This window comes from Terriglobus roseus (assembly GCF_900102185.1).
GTDB lineage: Bacteria > Acidobacteriota > Terriglobia > Terriglobales > Acidobacteriaceae > Terriglobus > Terriglobus roseus_A.
In genome coordinates, this window is sequence record NZ_LT629690.1 from 4,472,732 (window position 1) to 4,490,518 (window position 17,787).

General features: G+C 57.9%; 11 protein-coding genes. 6 read left to right on the forward strand and 5 right to left on the reverse strand.

What is annotated here, in order from left to right; translation table 11 throughout:
• Positions 1–44: 44 nt before the first annotated feature.
• The 3 genes from BLT38_RS18645 to BLT38_RS18655 form a co-directional block, all read right to left on the reverse strand.
• Positions 45–1,526, reverse strand: a complete 1,482-nt coding sequence (locus tag BLT38_RS18645) for a hypothetical protein (RefSeq protein WP_083346535.1) — start codon at positions 1,524–1,526, stop codon at positions 45–47.
• Positions 1,527–2,735 (reverse strand): hypothetical protein, encoded by a 1,209-nt coding sequence (locus BLT38_RS18650; protein ID WP_083346536.1) that lies wholly within the window; start codon positions 2,733–2,735, stop codon positions 1,527–1,529.
• Positions 2,736–2,858: 123 nt separating this feature from the next.
• Positions 2,859–5,582 carry a M16 family metallopeptidase gene (locus BLT38_RS18655; RefSeq protein WP_083346537.1) on the reverse strand — a complete coding sequence of 908 codons (2,724 nt, stop codon included), beginning with the start codon at positions 5,580–5,582 and terminating at the stop codon, positions 2,859–2,861.
• A gap of 77 nt (positions 5,583–5,659) precedes the next feature.
• Between BLT38_RS18655 and rlmN the strand changes: the two genes are divergently transcribed.
• Entirely contained in the window at positions 5,660–6,829 is a 1,170-nt protein-coding gene (gene rlmN / locus BLT38_RS18660) for a 23S rRNA (adenine(2503)-C(2))-methyltransferase RlmN (RefSeq protein WP_083346538.1), read from the forward strand.
• Between the two features lie 52 nt (positions 6,830–6,881).
• Here the strand turns inward: rlmN and BLT38_RS18665 are convergent, their stop codons facing one another.
• Positions 6,882–7,898 carry an energy transducer TonB gene (locus BLT38_RS18665; protein ID WP_156785205.1) on the reverse strand — a complete coding sequence of 339 codons (1,017 nt, stop codon included), beginning with the start codon at positions 7,896–7,898 and terminating at the stop codon, positions 6,882–6,884.
• Between the two features lie 49 nt (positions 7,899–7,947).
• Positions 7,948–10,866 (reverse strand): FAD-binding and (Fe-S)-binding domain-containing protein, encoded by a 2,919-nt coding sequence (locus BLT38_RS18670; RefSeq protein WP_083346540.1) that lies wholly within the window; start codon positions 10,864–10,866, stop codon positions 7,948–7,950.
• Positions 10,867–10,988: 122 nt separating this feature from the next.
• On the opposite strand from BLT38_RS18670, the gene BLT38_RS18675 reads away from it, so the two are divergent.
• The 5 genes from BLT38_RS18675 to garD are packed head-to-tail and all read left to right on the forward strand — an operon-like array spanning position 10,989 to position 17,729.
• Positions 10,989–12,323 carry an MFS transporter gene (locus tag BLT38_RS18675; protein WP_083346541.1) on the forward strand — a complete coding sequence of 445 codons (1,335 nt, stop codon included), beginning with the start codon at positions 10,989–10,991 and terminating at the stop codon, positions 12,321–12,323.
• Positions 12,320–13,657, forward strand: coding sequence for a glucarate dehydratase (gudD, locus tag BLT38_RS18680; RefSeq protein ID WP_083346542.1), 1,338 nt, complete (start codon positions 12,320–12,322; stop codon positions 13,655–13,657). The genes BLT38_RS18675 and gudD overlap by 4 nt, the downstream gene beginning before the upstream one ends.
• Positions 13,658–13,684: 27 nt before the next feature.
• Positions 13,685–14,596 carry a 5-dehydro-4-deoxyglucarate dehydratase gene (gene kdgD, locus BLT38_RS18685; RefSeq protein WP_172838351.1) on the forward strand — a complete coding sequence of 304 codons (912 nt, stop codon included), beginning with the start codon at positions 13,685–13,687 and terminating at the stop codon, positions 14,594–14,596.
• 20 nt (positions 14,597–14,616) lie between these two features.
• The gene (locus BLT38_RS18690) at positions 14,617–16,197 is read left to right on the forward strand and encodes an aldehyde dehydrogenase (NADP(+)) (RefSeq protein ID WP_083346543.1); all 1,581 of its coding nucleotides are present in this window, start codon (positions 14,617–14,619) and stop codon (positions 16,195–16,197) included.
• Positions 16,194–17,729: a galactarate dehydratase gene (gene garD / locus BLT38_RS18695; protein WP_083346544.1), complete on the forward strand. Its 1,536-nt coding sequence runs from the start codon at positions 16,194–16,196 to the stop codon at positions 17,727–17,729. Before BLT38_RS18690 ends, garD begins: the two co-directional genes overlap by 4 nt.
• Positions 17,730–17,787: the final 58 nt, after the last annotated feature.

Sequence of the window (17,787 nt, forward strand, 5' to 3'; positions counted from 1 at the left end):
AAGGCATGGCTTACGCCATGCCTTTTGTTTTGCTGGCGAGTTGGTTACTGTACGTCGGCGTCGAAGACTCCGGTTTCCACGGTGCTGCCGTGCTTCATCTGAACGAAGATCCGATAGCGTCCGGGCTTGGGGAAACCGTAGGGAAATTCCACGGCCGGCGCGATGTGCGCTTCCGGCATGTTCATGCCGGGCATGCCTGCCATGGAATCCATGTTCTGCATGGCCATGTCGCTTTGACCGTTGGCAATCTCCATCGACTGCATCGGCGCGGAACCTTCAGGATGCGTATGCGCGAAGGTGGAGAAGTCGTCACGCACGAAGGCTGCGTGACCAGCCATGCCAAGGTAGGGAACCACGTCGGTAGCGGGTTTGCCGTTGGCGTCCTGCAGGTGGAAGCGGAAGGTGGCTGCCTCGCCCGACTTCAGTGACGCAGGCTTGTCCCAGACCATCGTGTAGCCGTCGGGAAGGTGAAATTGCTGCCCAAGTTCGCCTGCGGATATCGGAGCAGGTGCTGCGGAAGCGTCTTCCGTGGCAAGTGCGCCTCCATGGAAGTCTGTCGGAATATCCAGCGTCGAAGTGAGCGTTTCAGGCAGTCCACTGCGATGGACGATGTCCGCAAACAGGCGATAGTGGCCTGCGGGCACGGCGGGAAGCGCCATCTTCAACTCGCCATTCCCGGCAGGAGCTGGGTGCAGATGGAAGACGGCATCCATACCGGGTTCGCGGATGGCGTACAGATGCATCAGGTGGCCGTGGTCGGGCACCAGATCAGTGTTTTTGCGCCGCCAATGCTGATCGGTTGTGGCATCCGTGCCAATGGCCAAGTCAAGATTGTCGCCCTGAAGTGTTGGTGTCAGCGACAGCGGATGGTAGACGCCTTCGGCGTAATCCGCAGCTTCCACGTTCCACCACTTCGCCCCAAGCCAAACGGCCATCACCGCAATCGTAAGCGTTGCGCCACCCGCCATCCATGCGCGGCGATTGTTGTTGGAAGACGGCTCCTCTCCTGGGACAAGGCGCGATTCACGCGCTGCCGCGGCAACGATCGCAGCCACACCCACCACCAACAGGAATCCCAAACAGCCAAGCAGAATCCCAATCGACCGGTTCATGCGCAACATCTGCAGCGCCACGGCTGGAACCGGAACACCAGCACTGCCGGAACCGGCATGGCCATCGGCTTGAAGTGACACCTTCCACGACCCAGGAGCCATCAGCCAGACGGACCCAGTGAAGAACTTCGCGTCAGCGGTGGAAACCTTCAAGGTGTCGGGGGCTGGGGGATGCTTGCTCGCGTCGCCTGTCATGGGAACGGGCGTTACGCGGAGCGTGTCGGGCACGGCATCGCCTGAGACACGAACCTCCACCACAGCCACACCAGGGATAACGTCGGGCGGTCGCACGGTCACGTAAAGCTTGTACGGTCCAGCCTGTACTTGCTCAAAGACATCCTTGGAACCAACGTGTGCGCGTGCGGGCAGGGCGAAGCCCACGCAAATGAAAAGAAGCAGAATGATACGACGCATTTACCGACGCACTCCACGCATCCATTTGCCGAAAGCAAGACCGCACCACGCTGAAAGCGAAGCGTAGATCGACGCCTTCAGCAGACCCATCCATAGCGTGACGCCGCTGTCCGGCGAGAAGAACTGACGCCGGACATCAAAGCTGTTCGGATTCTGGAAAAAGCTGAAATAGGTTGTGCCGAAGAAGCGGTTTGCGGCCGCAGGTGTCATCAGGAAGTGCGTAAAAGGCCACTCCACCGCGACAAGCACCGCGATGAACAGGAAGCCCGAGGCAATCGCAACCTGCCAGCGCTTCCACGATTGCGTGCGCTGCCACAGCAGATCCAGCGCGAAAGCCGGAATCAGGATCAACACCGGAAACTTGGTGGGAATCAGGTGCGTAACGGGGAAGTAGACGGGGCCAAGCTTGGGTTCGGCCTTCACGAGCGGGAAGATCAGAATCTCCGCGATCAGCAACACGGTGTAGATGCTGGTGGCGGTTGTTGCGGCCCATTTGAAGCGCGATGCCTGCGATACCATGGCCAACGCAACTGGCACCACAATGGCCAGCGCGAGGTAAGCGAGCACCCGATGCATCGCCACTTCTGTGGTGTACTCCTGCAGAAAGAACATCTGCCCGCAGACGGTAAGTCCGCCCATGTAAAGCAGAAGCCGCTGTAGCGGCGCGAAGTCTTCAGAACCCGCATCCGCCGCGCGATTCATCGTGGCAAGGATCAGGAAGAAGACACCCAGTGACACACCACGCATACCCAGGATCAGAAGGGTGTGCGGTGGCGAGATGATCTTCACATCGAGGCCGTAGGCGTCGTGCCACCAGTTGTCGAAGGGCGCGGAGGTGATCATGGCCACGCCACCCCATGCAGCGACGAACACACCCAGCGGGGCCCGCAGTCCGAAGACACTGACGGAGGAGGCGGCAAGCTCCGATTCACTGCGGAAGGTGCACTGATAGACCAGGTACAGTCCCACCACGGCGGCGATTACACCGCAGAGTTGGATCATCAGGTGGGCGGGTGTCCAGAAGGTGTCGCGGCCAATGGAGCGATGCCAGGAGACATCCCACTGGCCACCGATGAACGCAGAGGTGACCCCAGCGACGCATGTCCAGATGTACCAGGGAACGGTAGCGGATTCCGCCGCGCGCACCGTGGTGTGAATCTCCGTTTCCGGCAGACCAATGAGAGAAGAGGGATGTGCGGCTGAGGACATGATTCTGTTTCCTTCGCAGGAATGTTGATTCAGCCTATAGCGACGCGATCAAACATGGAAAGCTCAAAAGCAAAGAAGGGAGCGGTAATTGCACGGGGTACGGTGCAATTACCGCTTCTAGTCTTACTGCGGCGCTGGCCCGCGTACCACCTGCACCATGTCTTCCACGCGCAGGTTTCTTGCGAAGGATGCCTGTACTTCTTCTGCGGTCAGGCCCAGGTAGGTCTTTGCGGCGTTGTCACTTTCATTCAACGGCAGACCCATCTGCGCACGCGCCAGAAGCGCGGAGGCAACTGAGGCCTGGCTGGATTCGCTGAGCTGAAGCTGACGCAGGATCAGGCTCTTGGCCAGTGTTAGTTCACCGGGTGTAACAGGCGTGGTCTTCATCGATTGCAGATCGCGTTCGACGAGGGCACGCGCCTTGGAAACGTTCACCGGCTCACATCCATAGTCAACCGTGTATGTGGCGCGCGTTCTGGTGGCACGAAGGTTCACGTCCACCGTGTAGACATAGCCCGCGACCTGGCGGAGATCGTGATACAGACGGCTGGCGTAGAAGCCTCCGCCCAGCACGTAGGTGCCAAGCTGCATGGGATAGTAGTCGGGGCTGAAGCGGTTCATCTGCAGTCCGTGCGCCAGCGTGACGGAATCCTGTACAGCCTCCGGATCGCCGACGATTGCGGCTGTTGGTTTGTTCGGCGGAACGGGCGGCAGATCAACCTGCGGCTTCGGCCCGGTTGCTGTCCATGCGCCGAAGGCCTTTTCCACCTGCGCACGCGCCTCTGCAGGAGTAATGTCACCCACGACGACGATGGTCGTCAGGTCAGGGCGCATGGCGGACTTCATGTAGTTCTTCACGTCGTCCAGCTTCAGCGCGGTGATGGTCTGCGGCGTCTGTTCGCGGAGAGAAGGATCGTTCTTCGGTAGCAGAGCTTCACTCAGTGCACGGCGCGTGCGGTAGCCGGGCGAGGTGAGATTGCCAGCGGTCAACTCCGCTGTCTGCTTCTGCACTACGGGGAATGCTTCGGCGGGCAATGCGGGATGTAGCTGGTTGTCCGCGAGTAACTCGACGCCGCGCGCGAAGTTCTCTTTCAGCACCTTCAGGCCAAAGCTGAAGCCCGCATCTTCCGTGGCGCCAATGTCGTCGAGTTCTTTCTGGAAGGCAATGCGATCCAGCGATGTGGTGCCGTAGCCGTAAAGCTCTTCCAGAACATCGGCAACGCCTTCTTTGCCCTTCGGCGTGTCCAGATCTTCGTTGTGCTGCACAGAGCCAGTCAGTGTCACGGTGGGACTAGTGTGATCGGTGCGTACGATCAGGCGCAGGCCGTTGGGCAGCTTCTCATCACTGGGCAGCGTCATGGGATGCGGCAGGCGAAGCTCTGCCAACGGCTTTGCGGCCCAGTCAGGCAGCGCCACTTCCTTCGTCGGGGTGGAGGTAAGTTTCTCGCCACCGCCAAAGCCTTTGCCCGCAGTGGGCGCGCCGCTGGCAACGGGCTTTAGCGTCGCGGTCATGGTGTTCACATGCAGCAGATACTGTTTTGCCACGCGGTTCACATCAGCCACGGTCACGCGCTTAATGGCTTCCGTTGCCTCTGCGGGAGAGTTCTTGCGATCCGCGCCCAGAGCCTGCGACCACTGCTGCGCCAAGCCAGGAATGGAGTTCGCACCGAAAGCATCCTCGGTAATTTCGCTGCGCTTTGCGGCGTCCACCAGGTCAGCGGGCACGCCGTTCTGTGCGTAGCGATTCAGGATCGTGCGCATCTCGTCCAGCGCAGGTTTCGCGTCGGCTTCACTGGCAACGGCCACCATGCCGAAACCAAGGCTGGCCTTGGGATAACTGCCTGCCATGCCAAACTGCGTTCCCAAAGCCTTGCCTGCGGGCACCATAGCGTACAGATCACCACGCTGGCTGCTAAGAACGTCTGCCAATACCTGTGCGGCGGCGTAATCCTTGCTCTCCGTACCGGGTAGCCGATAGCCGATGACTGCCAGCGTGTAAGGGAGATTGCTGTCCAGCGTGAAGGTCTCGGTCTTCACCGGGCTCAGCGTGAATGCGGTTTCTTTAGGCACTTCGCGACGCTTCACAGGACCGAAGAACTCGCGGACTTGCGTCATGGTCTGTGCGGGATCGACATCGCCCACAATGACCAGCACGGCGTTCGACGGCGCGTACCACTTGTCATAAAACGCGCGTAGATCGGCGCCAGTGGTCTTTTCAAAGCTTTCTTTGGTTCCAAGAGCATCGTGCGCGTAAGGCGTTCCGGCGAACATGCCTTCGTTCAGCCGCGAGATCAGCTTGTACGTAGGCGACGAAAGGTCGCGCTGCACTTCTTGTGTAATCGCGCCGCGTTCCTGCTCCCACTCGTGATCGGCGTTGTCGACGCCAACCATGCAGGCGGCTTCGGCACGTAGCGCAACTTCCACGTCTGTCGACGGAACGGTCGCGTAAAACTGGGTGACATTGCCCTGTGTGTCAGCGTTGTTATCACCGCCCAGACGCGCGTAAATGGCAGCCGTCTGGTCGGCAGTCATGCCGGTGCAGCCGCGAAATGCCATGTGTTCCAGCGCATGCGCTGTGCCGGGGAAGCCCACGGGCGTCTGATTGCCGCCGGCAAGGATGTTCAACTCCACCGTCGCCACAGGGGCCAGTCGGTTCTTCACAATCACCACACGCATACCGTTAGGCAGCGTTTCGCGCGTCACATTAGGGCCGTCCGCCAGCGTTTTCGCGGTGGCGCGCTTGGCAACGGCGGGCTTCTTCTGCGCGCTGGTAAATAGCGGAGAAGAAACGGCAACGGACAGAACGGCGGCTAGGACGAGCGGCGTGCGTGCTTTCAAAACGAACATGTACCTCGCTGCTTTAGACTCTACCGCTCCGCACGGGTCAACCGGCGCACGGTATGAAGGATTTATCCTAGAAGACGATGTCTGCGCTATTTGGTAAGTCGCTCCCGGAACTGACTGAACTGGCCGCCACGCTGGGCCAGAAGCCGTACCGTGCGCGGCAGATCTTCGACGCGCTGTATAAGCAACGCGTGACGGACTTTGACGCCATCACGCCGCTTTCGCAGGAACTGCGCTCCTCGCTGGCTGCGGAGCACACGGTGGGTCTGCCCGAAATTGTGCAGACTGCGGTTTCCGTCGACGGAACCGAACGCTACTTGATGCGCATGGAAGACGGCGAAACCGTAGAAACCGTCTGGATGCCGGATGGCGATGGCGTGGAGAATACCGACGACGCCGAAGAGGCCGCCGACAATCGCGCCGACGCGAAGTTCGTAGATAAGCGAAATTGGGGCGCGCTCGCTCCGCTGGGCTATCGGCGTTCCACCATCTGCATTTCGTCGCAGGTGGGCTGCGCGGTGAACTGCCAGTTCTGCCTGACGGCAAAGCTCGGCATCAAGCGTGATCTGACGGCAGGCGAAATTGCAGGGCAGGTGGCGGCCGTGCTCAATCGTCACAAGATTCAGATGGGCAAGGACCGTATCAACCTTGTCTTTATGGGCATGGGCGAGCCATTCCTGAACTACGACAACTTTATGAAGTCGGTGCTGCTGCTGGTGGAAGGCATTGGCATTCCTGCATCACGCATGACGGTGAGCACCAGCGGCATTGAGCCGGCGATCCGCCGCTTTGCACAGGAGACGGTCCGGCCCAACCTGGCTCTGTCACTCAACGGATCGAACGACAAGGTGCGTGAACAGGTCATGCCCATCACGCGCAAGTGGAATATTGAAAAGCTGCTCGACGCGGTGAATACCATTCCGCTCAGCAAGCGCGACTGGGTCACTTTCGAATACGTGATGCTGGGCGGCATCAACGACCAGCTTTCAAACGCCCACGAGGTTCTCGCATTACTCAAGGGCATGCACGCGAAGGTAAATCTGATCGTGTGGAATCCAGGGCCGGACATGCCGTATACACAACCCACCGCAGAAGATGTGGATGTGTTTCAGCAAACGCTGATACAGAACGGCCTACCCTGCTACATCCGCCGCCCACGCGGCCGCGACATCTACGCAGCCTGCGGCCAGTTGAAGCGCACCGTAGAACCAGAGAAGCCTGCTGATGCGTTGGTGCAGCTTACGGCTTAGCACGCGGACAATCCGCGGGAGGCAGCGAACACGAGTACAAGTCTTTTAAAGGTCACCGACCAATTGCGTAATTGACCGATACGCTAGCCTCAACCTCGATGGGCTCACTGTCAACCAGGTAGGGTTCGTAACGCCATTGGCGCACTGCCTCCGAAGCGGAGTCCGCTAGAAGAGCGGATGGCGAGGACACCACATTCACGTCCTTAACCAAGCCATCCGTACCGATAATTGCCTTCATGGCTACGGTTCCCCTCTGGCTACTCCAAACCGCAGATGGCGGGTAAGTTGGCTGTGTTTTCTCTAAAACGGTATCCGTGTCCACGATGATTCGAGAGGTATCGGCTTTGCCATTCGTACGGGCTAGCTCGAAATCCGCTACTGTCAATGTTGGGTCAGTCGCAAAGTGGTTCACGGTCAACCCAGCGCGTTTCACACCATCCTGAGTTATTTGCACATCACCGGGGACATATGCGGACCCCAGCTTGCGAAAGCGGTTCAAGACTAATCCTCCACCTTGCACCACGACCATACGCAACATGCCGTTCGTTGCATCCATGCAGAACTCATGCCTTTGTGTTGCTGAATGTTTCTTACCCTCATCATGTGGCGGAATTGAAACCACGGCGCAATCCATTTTGAGGCCGCTATTCTCCGTGCCTATCTGGACATTTCTCTTGAGCAACTCTGCCTGGGACGGCAAAGTGTTGGTCAGAGCATTCAACATGGAACGCAGCACAAGTGTTTCCTCATACTCCTTATCCGCTACGCGGTGTACCGTGTTGAACCACATCGAATCCAGCGTCCTACCGCGGTACGTTACAGTTTGTCGCCGATGCCCATCTGGCAACGCGGTTTGCACAAGTGTGCCAACCCCATCCGAAACGCCCTTCTCATCGAATGTCTCAAACGATGCTTCCAGTTTGTAAGCGGGCAAACCTTTGGCAGTTGCCAACGTCATCTGGCGGGCGTGTTCAAGGAGTTCCAGCGCCTTGGGGTCCTGCTTCTGAGCCGCCAAGAAAGACGGCGAGAAAAGAGCAAGAGGCAGTGCAAGCAGCAAACAATGGCGCAAGGCAAGAATCTCCAAAAGAGTTGGGTGTGCCAGCCATCCTATCACCGTGTCAACGGCGCAGTGCCTCCGCCAAGTGCACTGCGCGGCGTGGGCCGTTCTGGGCTACCTGTTCGCGGCAACTGAATCCGTTGCTCACGATGATGTCCTGTTCTGATGCGGCACGTACCGCAGGCATCAGAACTCGTTCGGCGAGCGTCTGCGAGACTTCATACTTATCCTTTTCAAATCCGAATGGACCGGCCATGCCACAACAACCGGAATCGAGCAGTTCTACCTGCGCTCCCGTCGCGCGGAGGAGCGCCATGTCGTCCTTCATGGTGAGCTGTGTCTTCTGGTGGCAGTGGCCGTGAACCACTATGCGCCGATCGGGCATTTGTGGTGGCTGCCATTGTTTGCGCGCGAGCGCTTCGCTCAGCAGGATGGTTTGTTTTGCTAACTTCTTTGCGCGTTCGTCATTCGGGTAGAAATTCAGCAATTCATCGCGGAAGACGGTGGCGCAGCTTGGTTCCAGCATGATGACGGGGATTCCTGCATCAATCTCATGGGCAAAGGTATCCAGCACGCGGCGGAGGTACTTCTTCGCTTCATCCAAAAAACCGAAATCGTATAGCGGGCGTCCGCAGCAGATGTGGCGTTTCTGCGTGGTGATGGTGTAACCGGCATCGTTCAGCAGATCGGCAGCAGCGTGCAATGCGGACGGATGGAAGTAGTTGTTCCACGTGTCGGCCCACAGAATCGCGTCGGCTTGCTGTGGCTTCCATGCGTGTGTGCGATTGAAGTCGTCGCGGAAGTTGCTCTTTGCGAACTGCGGCAGTTCACGTTGCGGTGCTATGTGAAGCATCCGCTTTGCAAGCGATGCCAATGGTGCAATCTTCATCGGCAGATTCGCCAGTGTGGGCGCAACGGATGCGAGTGATGCCCACTTATCCATGTAGCCGAAACCGTAGTGAGCCAGAGGGTGATGCTTGCCTTCGTAGTAGTGCGCCAGGAACTCCGACTTCCACGTGGCCATATCCACGTTCACCGGGCATTCTGTCTTGCAGGCCTTGCATGACAGGCAGAGATCCAGCGCATCGTGAATCTCTTCGCTCTTCCAGCCTTCACTGATTGTGTTGCCGTGCAGCATCTCCCATAGCAGGTGCGCACGACCGCGTGTGGAATGCTTCTCCTCTTGCGTGGCCATATAGCTGGGGCACATGGTGCCGTGATCGTGACGACGACATGCGCCGACGCCGACACAGCGTTCCGTGGCTGCAGCAAAGCCTTCGTCGTTCGGATAGGTGAACCACGTCTTTGTTGTTGCTGCTTCGTAGCCAGGGCCAATGCGCAGATTGTCGATAGCGTCATAGACCGCGACTGGATCAATGAGTTTGCCCGGATTCATATGATTGGTGGGGTCCCATAGCCGCTTGAATTCGCGGAAGGCCTCCATCAATTCTGCGCCAAACATCTTTGGCAGCAGACACGCGCGCGCTTGTCCGTCGCCGTGTTCACCTGAGAACGAGCCACCATACTTCAACACAATGTCTGCAGCGCGATCGATGAAGGACCGATACTTCTCCGCGCCTTCCTGCGTACGCAGATCAAAGGAGATGCGCAGATGCACGCATCCCTGGCCGAAGTGGCCGTACATAGGTGTGCGGTAGTCATATTCGTGCAGTAGATGGAAGAGATCGCGTAGGTAATTGCCAAGGTGTTCAGGCGGAACAGCAGAGTCTTCCCAGCCTTCCCATCCGCTCTTTTCGCCGGGAACAAACACGCTGGCGCCAAGGCCCGATTCACGCACCTTCCACACGCACGCAGCCTCGCTTTCGCTATAACGGCCAATGGTCGGCTTTATGGGAAACGTCTGCACATCTTCCAGGAAGCGCTCTACGATGGCGTCAACTTCTGCGTCGTCGTTCGTACCAAATTCACAGAGTAGAAAACCGCGTCCTTCCGGTAGAAGCTTCACGTCATCCACGGCAAGATTCTTGCGCAACATGAAGTCGACCAGCAGGCCATCAAAGCCTTCCAGTCCAATGGGATTGTGCTTCAGCACGTTCGGGACGTGATCGGCTGCAATGTATGGATCAGGAAATCCAAGTGCGACGAGACGACGCTTCTGTGGACTTTGTTTCAGTTCGCACTTGGCGCCCAGAATTGTGACGCAAGTGCCTTCTGTGCCGACGAGAGCGCGCGCTACGTTGAAGCCATTTTCCGGCAGTAGCTGATCCAGGTTGTAGCCAGAGACTCGGCGCGGAATATCCGGGAAGCGTTCGCGCACCAGATTGCTGTAGGTATCGCGAAGGCGCTTCAAGCCTGCGTAAATCTCGCCCTTGCGCCCGCCTGCGGAAATGATCTGTTCCAGCTCTTCTTCGCTGGTGCGGCCAACGGTCATCCGCGTGCCGTCGTAAAGAAGAATGTCCAACTCTTCAATGTTGTCGACGGTTTTGCCGCCCATCAGCGCATGCACGCCGCAGGAGTTATTGCCGATCATGCCGCCCAGCGTGCAGCGCGAGTGTGTTGCTGGATCCGGTGCGAAGGTGAGTTCGTGTTTCTCTGCTTCATCGCGCAGTGCATCCAGCACAATGCCGGGCTGCACCTGTGCCATGCGTCCGTCGGGATCAAGCGAGACGATGTGGTTCAGGTATTTGGAGAAATCCATGACCACGGCCACGTTGCAACATTGGCCGGCAAGGCTGGTCCCCCCACCGCGTGACAGGACCGGCGCGCCAAAGGCTCTGCAAGCAGCAACCGTTGCGATCACATCTTCAATTGTCTTAGGAATGACGAGGCCGATGGGCACTTGGCGATAGTTCGAAGCATCCGTGGCGTACAGCGCACGCGAGGCTTCGTCAAACCGCACCTCACCTTGTACCGTCGCGCGCAGACGTTGTTCTAATCGCGCGGCATCAGAGAATCGCTCATGGGGATGAGGGACAGAGGGCGTTTGTTGAAGGATGGGAAATGGCGAGGTGGTGCTCATGATGTCGGCAGCGAACTCCCTGCTGCCATCCTACCGCTCGCACCGTGCATGGCCAATTGTCCGTGCCACCCGCTATAGTTCTGATGCCTGCACGCAGTCCACCCGGAGGAACTCCAGCCAGCATGATCACATCGCGACAGACGCGGATCCGTTACCTGATTGTGTTGATGCTCTTCCTCGCCAGTTCGTTTAGTTACGGCGACCGTGTGGTGCTGTCGATTGTGGGCGTGGCACTGAGTAAGGATCTCCACCTGAATGCACTGAAGCTGGGTTATCTGCTGTCTGCGTTCAGTTGGGCGTATGTGGTGATGCAGTTGCCGGCGGGCAGCCTGCTGGATCGCTATGGGTCGAAGCGCGTATATGGCTACAGCATCGTGGGCTGGTCCATCTGCGCGCTCGCAGCGGGCTTTGTGGGATATCTTCCAGTTGCGATTGCGTTTGGCGCGTTGTTCTTTCTGCGGCTGTTCTCGGGAGCAGTGCAGTCGCCCATTTTCCCCGGCAATGGACGTATCGTGGCCGCCTGGTTTCCTGCCGCGGAACGGGGCCGTGCTTCGGCGATTTTTAATTCGTCACAGTATTTTGCGTTGGTGTTTTTTGGGCCGCTGATGGGATGGCTGGTGACCAAGCGCAACTGGGAGGCGTGCTTCTGGCTCGGCGGTGTGATGAGCCTGCTGCTGAGTGCCCTGTGGTTTCGCGCGGTGTACAGCGTGAAAGAGCATCCGCGCATCAGTCAGGCTGAGATTGAGCACATCGAAGTGGGTGGCGGATTGGCGTCCATGGATTCCGGCACAGCGAAGCGTGCGTCCACGCTGACGTGGTCGGGTGTGAAGCTGCTGCTGAGTCATCGAATGTTGGTTGGCATTTACATAGGCCAGTACTGCATTACGGCGTTGACGTGGTTCTTCCTTACATGGTTCCCCATCTATCTGAGCCAGGCACGGCACATGTCTATGCAGAAGGTTGGGTTTCTAGCAGCACTGCCAGCAATGTGTGGCGTGGTAGGCGGCATTCTTGGCGGCGTGGTCAGCGACATTTTGTTGCGCAAAACGAAGAGTGCAACCATTGCGCGCAAGACGCCGATTGTGGCGGGCATGCTGTGTTCGCTTACCATGATCGGTTGCAATTACACGGATAGCAGCACTGTCGTGGTGGCGCTGATGGCGCTTGCATTCTTTGGCAAGGGCTTTGGTGCGCTGGGCTGGACGGTGATTTCAGACGTCTCACCAAAGAACATGATTGGATTGAACGGTGGACTATTCAATCTGATTGGCAATACCGCAGGCATTACGACGCCGATCATTATTGGTTACATCCGCGAAAAGACCGGCTCGTTTGAGATGGCGCTGGTCTATGTAGGGTTCATGGCGTTGACGGCCATCATTAGTTATCTACTGATTGTGGGTGAGATTCGCCGCGTGGAATTCACGCCGGAACAGTTGCAGGGGAGAGCAGGATGAGTGAGGTAAAAAACTCGCCAGTAATCACAGAGATGCGCGTTGTCCCTGTGGCGGGGCAGGACAGCATGTTGCTGAATCTAAGCGGAGCGCATGCTCCGTTCTTCACGCGCAACCTGGTTCTGCTGACGGATAGCGCGGGCAATACCGGCGTGGGTGAAGTGCCTGGCGGCGAAGCAATCCGCGAAGTGCTGGAGCAGTCACGCGAAATTGTTGTTGGCAGCAGCATTGCGGCGTATCGGACTACGCTGCAACGTGTGCATGCGGCGTTCGCAGATCGCGATGCAGGTGGACGCGGATTGCAGACGTTCGATCTGCGCGTTGCGATTCATGCTGTGACGGCGGTGGAAGCAGCGCTGTTGGATCTAATGGGTAAGTTTGTGAACCTTCCTGTGGCGGACTTGCTGGGTGAAGGCCGTCAGCGTTCGCAGGTAGAGGTACTGGGGTATCTGTTCTATATCGGCGATCGTGCGAAGACCGATCTTCCTTATCGCAATGAAGATCAGGCTGAAGAAGAATGGTTCCGCCTGCGCAATGAAGAAGCACTGACACCCGAAAGCATTGTGCGTCTGGCAGAGGCCACGTATGCCCGTTATGGCTTTCGCGACTTTAAGCTGAAGGGCGGCGTTCTTGCCGGTGATGATGAAATCGAAGCGGTCACAGCGCTGTCAGATCGTTTCCCGGAAGCGCGCATCACGCTGGACCCGAACGGGGCTTGGTCGTTGAAAGAAGCTGTGCGACTGTGTGGTGGCAAGCATGATGTACTTGCGTATGCCGAAGACCCATGCGGCGCCGAGGAAGGTTTCAGTGGCCGCGAGATCATGGCGGAGTTCCGTAAGGAAACCGGTTTGCCCACCGCCACGAACATGATTGCAACCGACTGGCGCCAGCTTCAACATGCGTTGCAATTGCATTCAGTCGATATTCCGCTCGCCGATCCGCACTTCTGGACGATGGAAGGCTCCGTGCGCGTCGCGCAGACGTGCCGCATGCATGGGCTCACATGGGGCTCGCACTCGAACAATCATTTCGATGTTTCGTTGGCGATGTTCACGCATGTGGCTGCCGCCGCGCCGGGCGATACTACGGCGATTGATACACACTGGATCTGGCAGGACGGGCAACGTCTGACGAAAGAACCACTGCGCATTCAGGATGGTTTACTGACTGTGCCAGAGAAGCCGGGACTAGGTGTCGAAGTGGATATGGAGCAGATAGAACAGGCGCATGCTGCGTATAACCGTTTGCCTGCGGGTGCGCGAAACGATGCGGCCGCAATGCAATACCTGATCCCGAATTGGAAGTTTGACCCGAAGAAGGCGTGCCTTGTTCGTTGATGTTTCAACGTTATAGTGAGAATCGAAATGACCATGGATCCCAAAGCACTTGCGCAAACAGTTGGCTCCGGCCTTCTCTCTTTTCCTGTAACGCACTTCACCGCAGACGGTGATTTCAACGAAGATTCGTATCGCAAACACCTTGCGTGGCTCGGTGAGACGCCGCTGGCTGCACTGTTTGCTGCTGGCGGAACGGGCGAGTATTTCTCGTTAACTCTGGAAGAGTACAGCCGCGTTGTGAGTGCGGCAGTCAGTGAAGTTGCAGGTCACATGCCCATCCTGAGTGGCTGCGGTTACGGCACGCGTACAGCGATCGAGTATGCAAAAGCCGCAGAGAAAGCAGGCGCGCAGGGATTGCTGTTGTTCCCCCCGTATCTCGTTAACGCGGATCAGGATGGTTTGTTTCGCCATGTAAAAGCGATGTGCGACTCCACATCGTTGGGCGTGATCGTCTACAACCGCGACAATGCAATCGCTACAGATGTAACGCTGGCGCGGATGTGCGATGCGTGCCCGAACCTTGTCGGGTTTAAGGATGGCGTGGGCGATCTTGAGTTGATGATGAAGATTTATCTGCGTATGGGCGACCGGCTTACTTACATTGGCGGTTTGCCCACGGCAGAGACGTTTGCGCTGAGCTATCTGGAGATGGGCGTAACAACATATTCATCCGCCATCTTTAACTTCCTGCCCAAGTGGGCTACTACGTTCTATGCGGCGATACGTCGGCGCGATCATGCGTATGTTGCGAAGGAGATGCGCGAATTTGTTGTGCCGTATCTTGCCATTCGGGATCGTCGCAAAGGCTACGCGGTGTCCATTGTGAAGGCGGGTGTGCGTTTGAAGGGGCATGATTGCGGCCCGGTGCGTACGCCGTTAAGTGATCTGACAGAAGAAGAGATGGCAATGCTGGCGAAGCTGCTGGAAGGCCGTTCATAACGTTGCTGCGGGAGAGAAAGATGGCGATCACAGGTTCGATACTTATTGGCAATGAAGAAATCGTCGGCACCGCGGGAACGCAGCGTGCGGTGAATCCAGCAACAAACGCAGAGATGGAGCCTGTGTTTGGCGGCGGCACGTTGGAAGATGTCGACCGCGCCTGCACGCTGGCCGCGCGGGATTTCGACGCATTTCGGAATGCGCCACTGGAAACGCGTGCTCGTTTGCTGGAAACGATTGCCGACAACCTGATGGCGCTTGGCGATGAGTTGATCGAGCGCGCGATGGCAGAGAGTGGATTGCCTCGTCCGCGTCTTGAAGGTGAACGCGGACGCACCTGTGGCCAGCTTCGTTTGTTCGCTTCGTTGGTACGTGAGGGGCGTTTCCTGAATGTCACGGTCGATACGGCTTTGCCTGATCGCCAGCCGTTGCCACGCGCCGATCTGCGCTCGCGCAAAATTCCGGTAGGTCCCGTCGCGGTATTTGGCGCGAGTAATTTTCCGCTGGCGTTTTCTGTTGCTGGCGGCGATACGGCTGCGGCACTCGCTGCGGGATGTCCCGTGATTGCGAAGTCGCATCCATCACACCTTGGAACTTCGGAGCTTGCGGGACGTGCGATTCAGCAGGCGGTAGCAACACTCGGCTTACCTGAAGGTGTGTTCTCGTTGCTCGTAGGCGTGGGCAATGAAGTTGGCGCGGCGTTGGTGCAGCATCCCGCGGTGCAGTCTGTTGCTTTTACCGGATCACGCAGAGGCGGACAGGCGCTGATGGCGCTTGCCGCGGCGCGTCCGCAGCCGGTTCCTGTATTCGCAGAGATGAGCAGCATCAATCCTCTGTTCCTCTTGCCCGCTGCGTTAGAAATACGTGGTGCTGCAATTGCGGCGGGGCTGGTGTCATCTGCAACGTTGGGCGTTGGACAATTCTGCACCAAGCCTGGCTTGATCTTCGGCATAGCAGGACCTGCGTTTGATGCGTTCAAGATCGCGGCGACAGACTGGATCTCTGCGGCCGCTTCCGCAACCATGCTGAACAGTGGCATTCAGCAGGCGTTTGCACATGGCGTAGGGGCACTAGGTAAAGCGAGCGGTGTGAAGAAGCTGGGCGAAGGAGCAGAGGCAACTCACTCCACGGCTGCGCAGCCCACGCTGTTCGAGACAACGGCCTTGGAATTTATTGCGAACCCGAAGTTGTCGGAAGAAGTCTTCGGGCCTGCCGCGCTTGTCATTGAATGCCGCAATGCGGACGAAATGGTTAAGCTTGCGAACCAGTTCGAAGGGCAGCTTACCGCGACGATGCATCTGGAAGCCGAAGACCACGCACTTGCTGCGCGACTGTTGCCGGTGTTGGAGCGCAAGGCGGGGCGCATCGTCGTCAATGGCTTCCCCACAGGCGTTGAGGTGAGTTACGCCATGGTGCATGGTGGCCCGTTCCCATCGACGTCAGACGCGCGTGCAACCAGCGTGGGAGCCATGGCGATTGAGCGTTTCCTGCGGCCCGTCTGCTATCAGGATTTCCCTGCGGAGTTGTTGCCTACGGAGTTGCAGGATGAGCATCTTGCGGAACACGCTCGGCTTGTAGATGGAAAGTTGTACACCGCATGAAACCGTTACGAATACAGCTTCAGCCGGAAGACAACGTAGCCATCGTCGTGAACGAGGGCGGCCTGCCCACGGGCACTGTCTTTGACGATGGACTGACGCTGGTGGAGCATGTCCCGGAAGCGCACAAGGTCGCGCTTGTCGATCTGCCGAAGGGTTCTCCGGTGACTCGTTATGGTGTCACCATAGGCACGACGAATGCTGATGTTCCGCGCGGCGCGTGGGTACATGAAGGATTGATGGAAGAACCTGCTGCGCCTTCGTTACAGGACGCTCCGTTTGGTGGCGCGCCAGTTCCGGATATGTCTCCGCTTGAAGGCATTACCTTTCAGGGTTATCGCAACGCCGATGGCACGGTGGGCACGCGCAACATCCTTGCCATTAGCACTACTGTGCAATGTGTCTCGGCCACTGTGGATTATGCGGTGAAACGCATTAAGCAGGACCTGCTGCCAAAGTATCCCAATGTGGACGACGTCATTGCCATCACGCATAACTATGGCTGTGGCATTGCGTTTTATGCGCCGGGATCTGAGATTCCTATTCGCACGCTGCGCAATCTGGCGTTGAATCCGAATCTTGGCGGCGCGCCCATGGTGGTGAGCCTGGGTTGCGAGAAGATGCAGCCCTCATCCATGCTGCCTGCGTCGACATTGCCCGTGCTGCAGCAAGCACCGTATGTGGTGACACTGCAGGATGAAGAACATCACGGCTTCATGGAGATTGTCTCTGCCATTCTTGAGATGGCGGACAAGCGTTTGGAAGAACTGAATCGGCGCACACGCGTGACATGCCCTGCAAGCGATCTTGTCGTGGGTATGCAGTGCGGCGGCAGTGATGCTTTTAGTGGAGTCACGGCGAACCCCGCAGTGGGTTATGCGAGCGATCTGCTGGTGCGTGCGGGCGCCACGGTGATGTTCAGTGAAGTAACCGAGGTGCGCGATGGCATCCACATGCTGACGGCGCGCGCAGCGAATGATGATGTGGCGCGTGCATTAATTCGCGAGATGCAGTGGTATGACGATTATCTTGCGCATGGCGGTATGGATCGCAGTGCGAACCCAACCCCCGGCAATAAAGCCGGTGGACTGAACAACATTGTGGAGAAGGCGATGGGTTCCATTGCCAAGAGTGGTCGCTCGCAAATCCATGGTGTGCTTGGGCCGGGGGAGCGTGCATCGACAAAGGGATTGCTCTTTGCAGCAACACCCGCGAGTGATTTTGTGTGCGGTACGCTGCAGCTTGCGGCGGGGATGAACATGCATGTGTTCACTACTGGACGCGGGACGCCTTATGGTTTGGCGATGGCCCCAGTGATTAAGTTGAGCACGCGATCACCGCTGGCGCGGCGCTGGCATGACCTGATTGACATCGATGCGGGCACGATCGCCACAGGCGAAGAGACGATCGCACAGGTGGGCGAGCGCATCTTCCAGATGATCCTGGATACGGCGAGTGGAAAACATACAACGTGGGCGGATCACTACGGTTTGCACAATGAGTTTGCTTTGTTTAATCCTGCACCCATCACTTAGAGAGAGCGCTTTCGGGCAATAAAAAAGGGCGCAGCTTTGGCTGCGCCCTTTCCTTATG

Bases quoted from the DNA above. Each gene is read 5' to 3' on its own strand.
- BLT38_RS18675 (WP_083346541.1), top strand. From the start codon at position 10,989: ATGATCACATCGCGACAGACGCGGATCCGTTACCTGATTGTGTTGATG.
- kdgD (WP_172838351.1), top strand. From the start codon at position 13,685: ATGACCATGGATCCCAAAGCACTTGCGCAAACAGTTGGCTCCGGCCTT.
- BLT38_RS18645 (WP_083346535.1), bottom strand. From the start codon at position 1,526: ATGCGTCGTATCATTCTGCTTCTTTTCATTTGCGTGGGCTTCGCCCTG.
- BLT38_RS18690 (WP_083346543.1), top strand. From the start codon at position 14,617: ATGGCGATCACAGGTTCGATACTTATTGGCAATGAAGAAATCGTCGGC.
- rlmN (WP_083346538.1), top strand. From the start codon at position 5,660: ATGTCTGCGCTATTTGGTAAGTCGCTCCCGGAACTGACTGAACTGGCC.
- garD (WP_083346544.1), top strand. From the start codon at position 16,194: ATGAAACCGTTACGAATACAGCTTCAGCCGGAAGACAACGTAGCCATC.
- BLT38_RS18670 (WP_083346540.1), bottom strand. From the start codon at position 10,866: ATGAGCACCACCTCGCCATTTCCCATCCTTCAACAAACGCCCTCTGTC.
- BLT38_RS18650 (WP_083346536.1), bottom strand. From the start codon at position 2,735: ATGTCCTCAGCCGCACATCCCTCTTCTCTCATTGGTCTGCCGGAAACG.
- gudD (WP_083346542.1), top strand. From the start codon at position 12,320: ATGAGTGAGGTAAAAAACTCGCCAGTAATCACAGAGATGCGCGTTGTC.
- BLT38_RS18655 (WP_083346537.1), bottom strand. From the start codon at position 5,582: ATGTTCGTTTTGAAAGCACGCACGCCGCTCGTCCTAGCCGCCGTTCTG.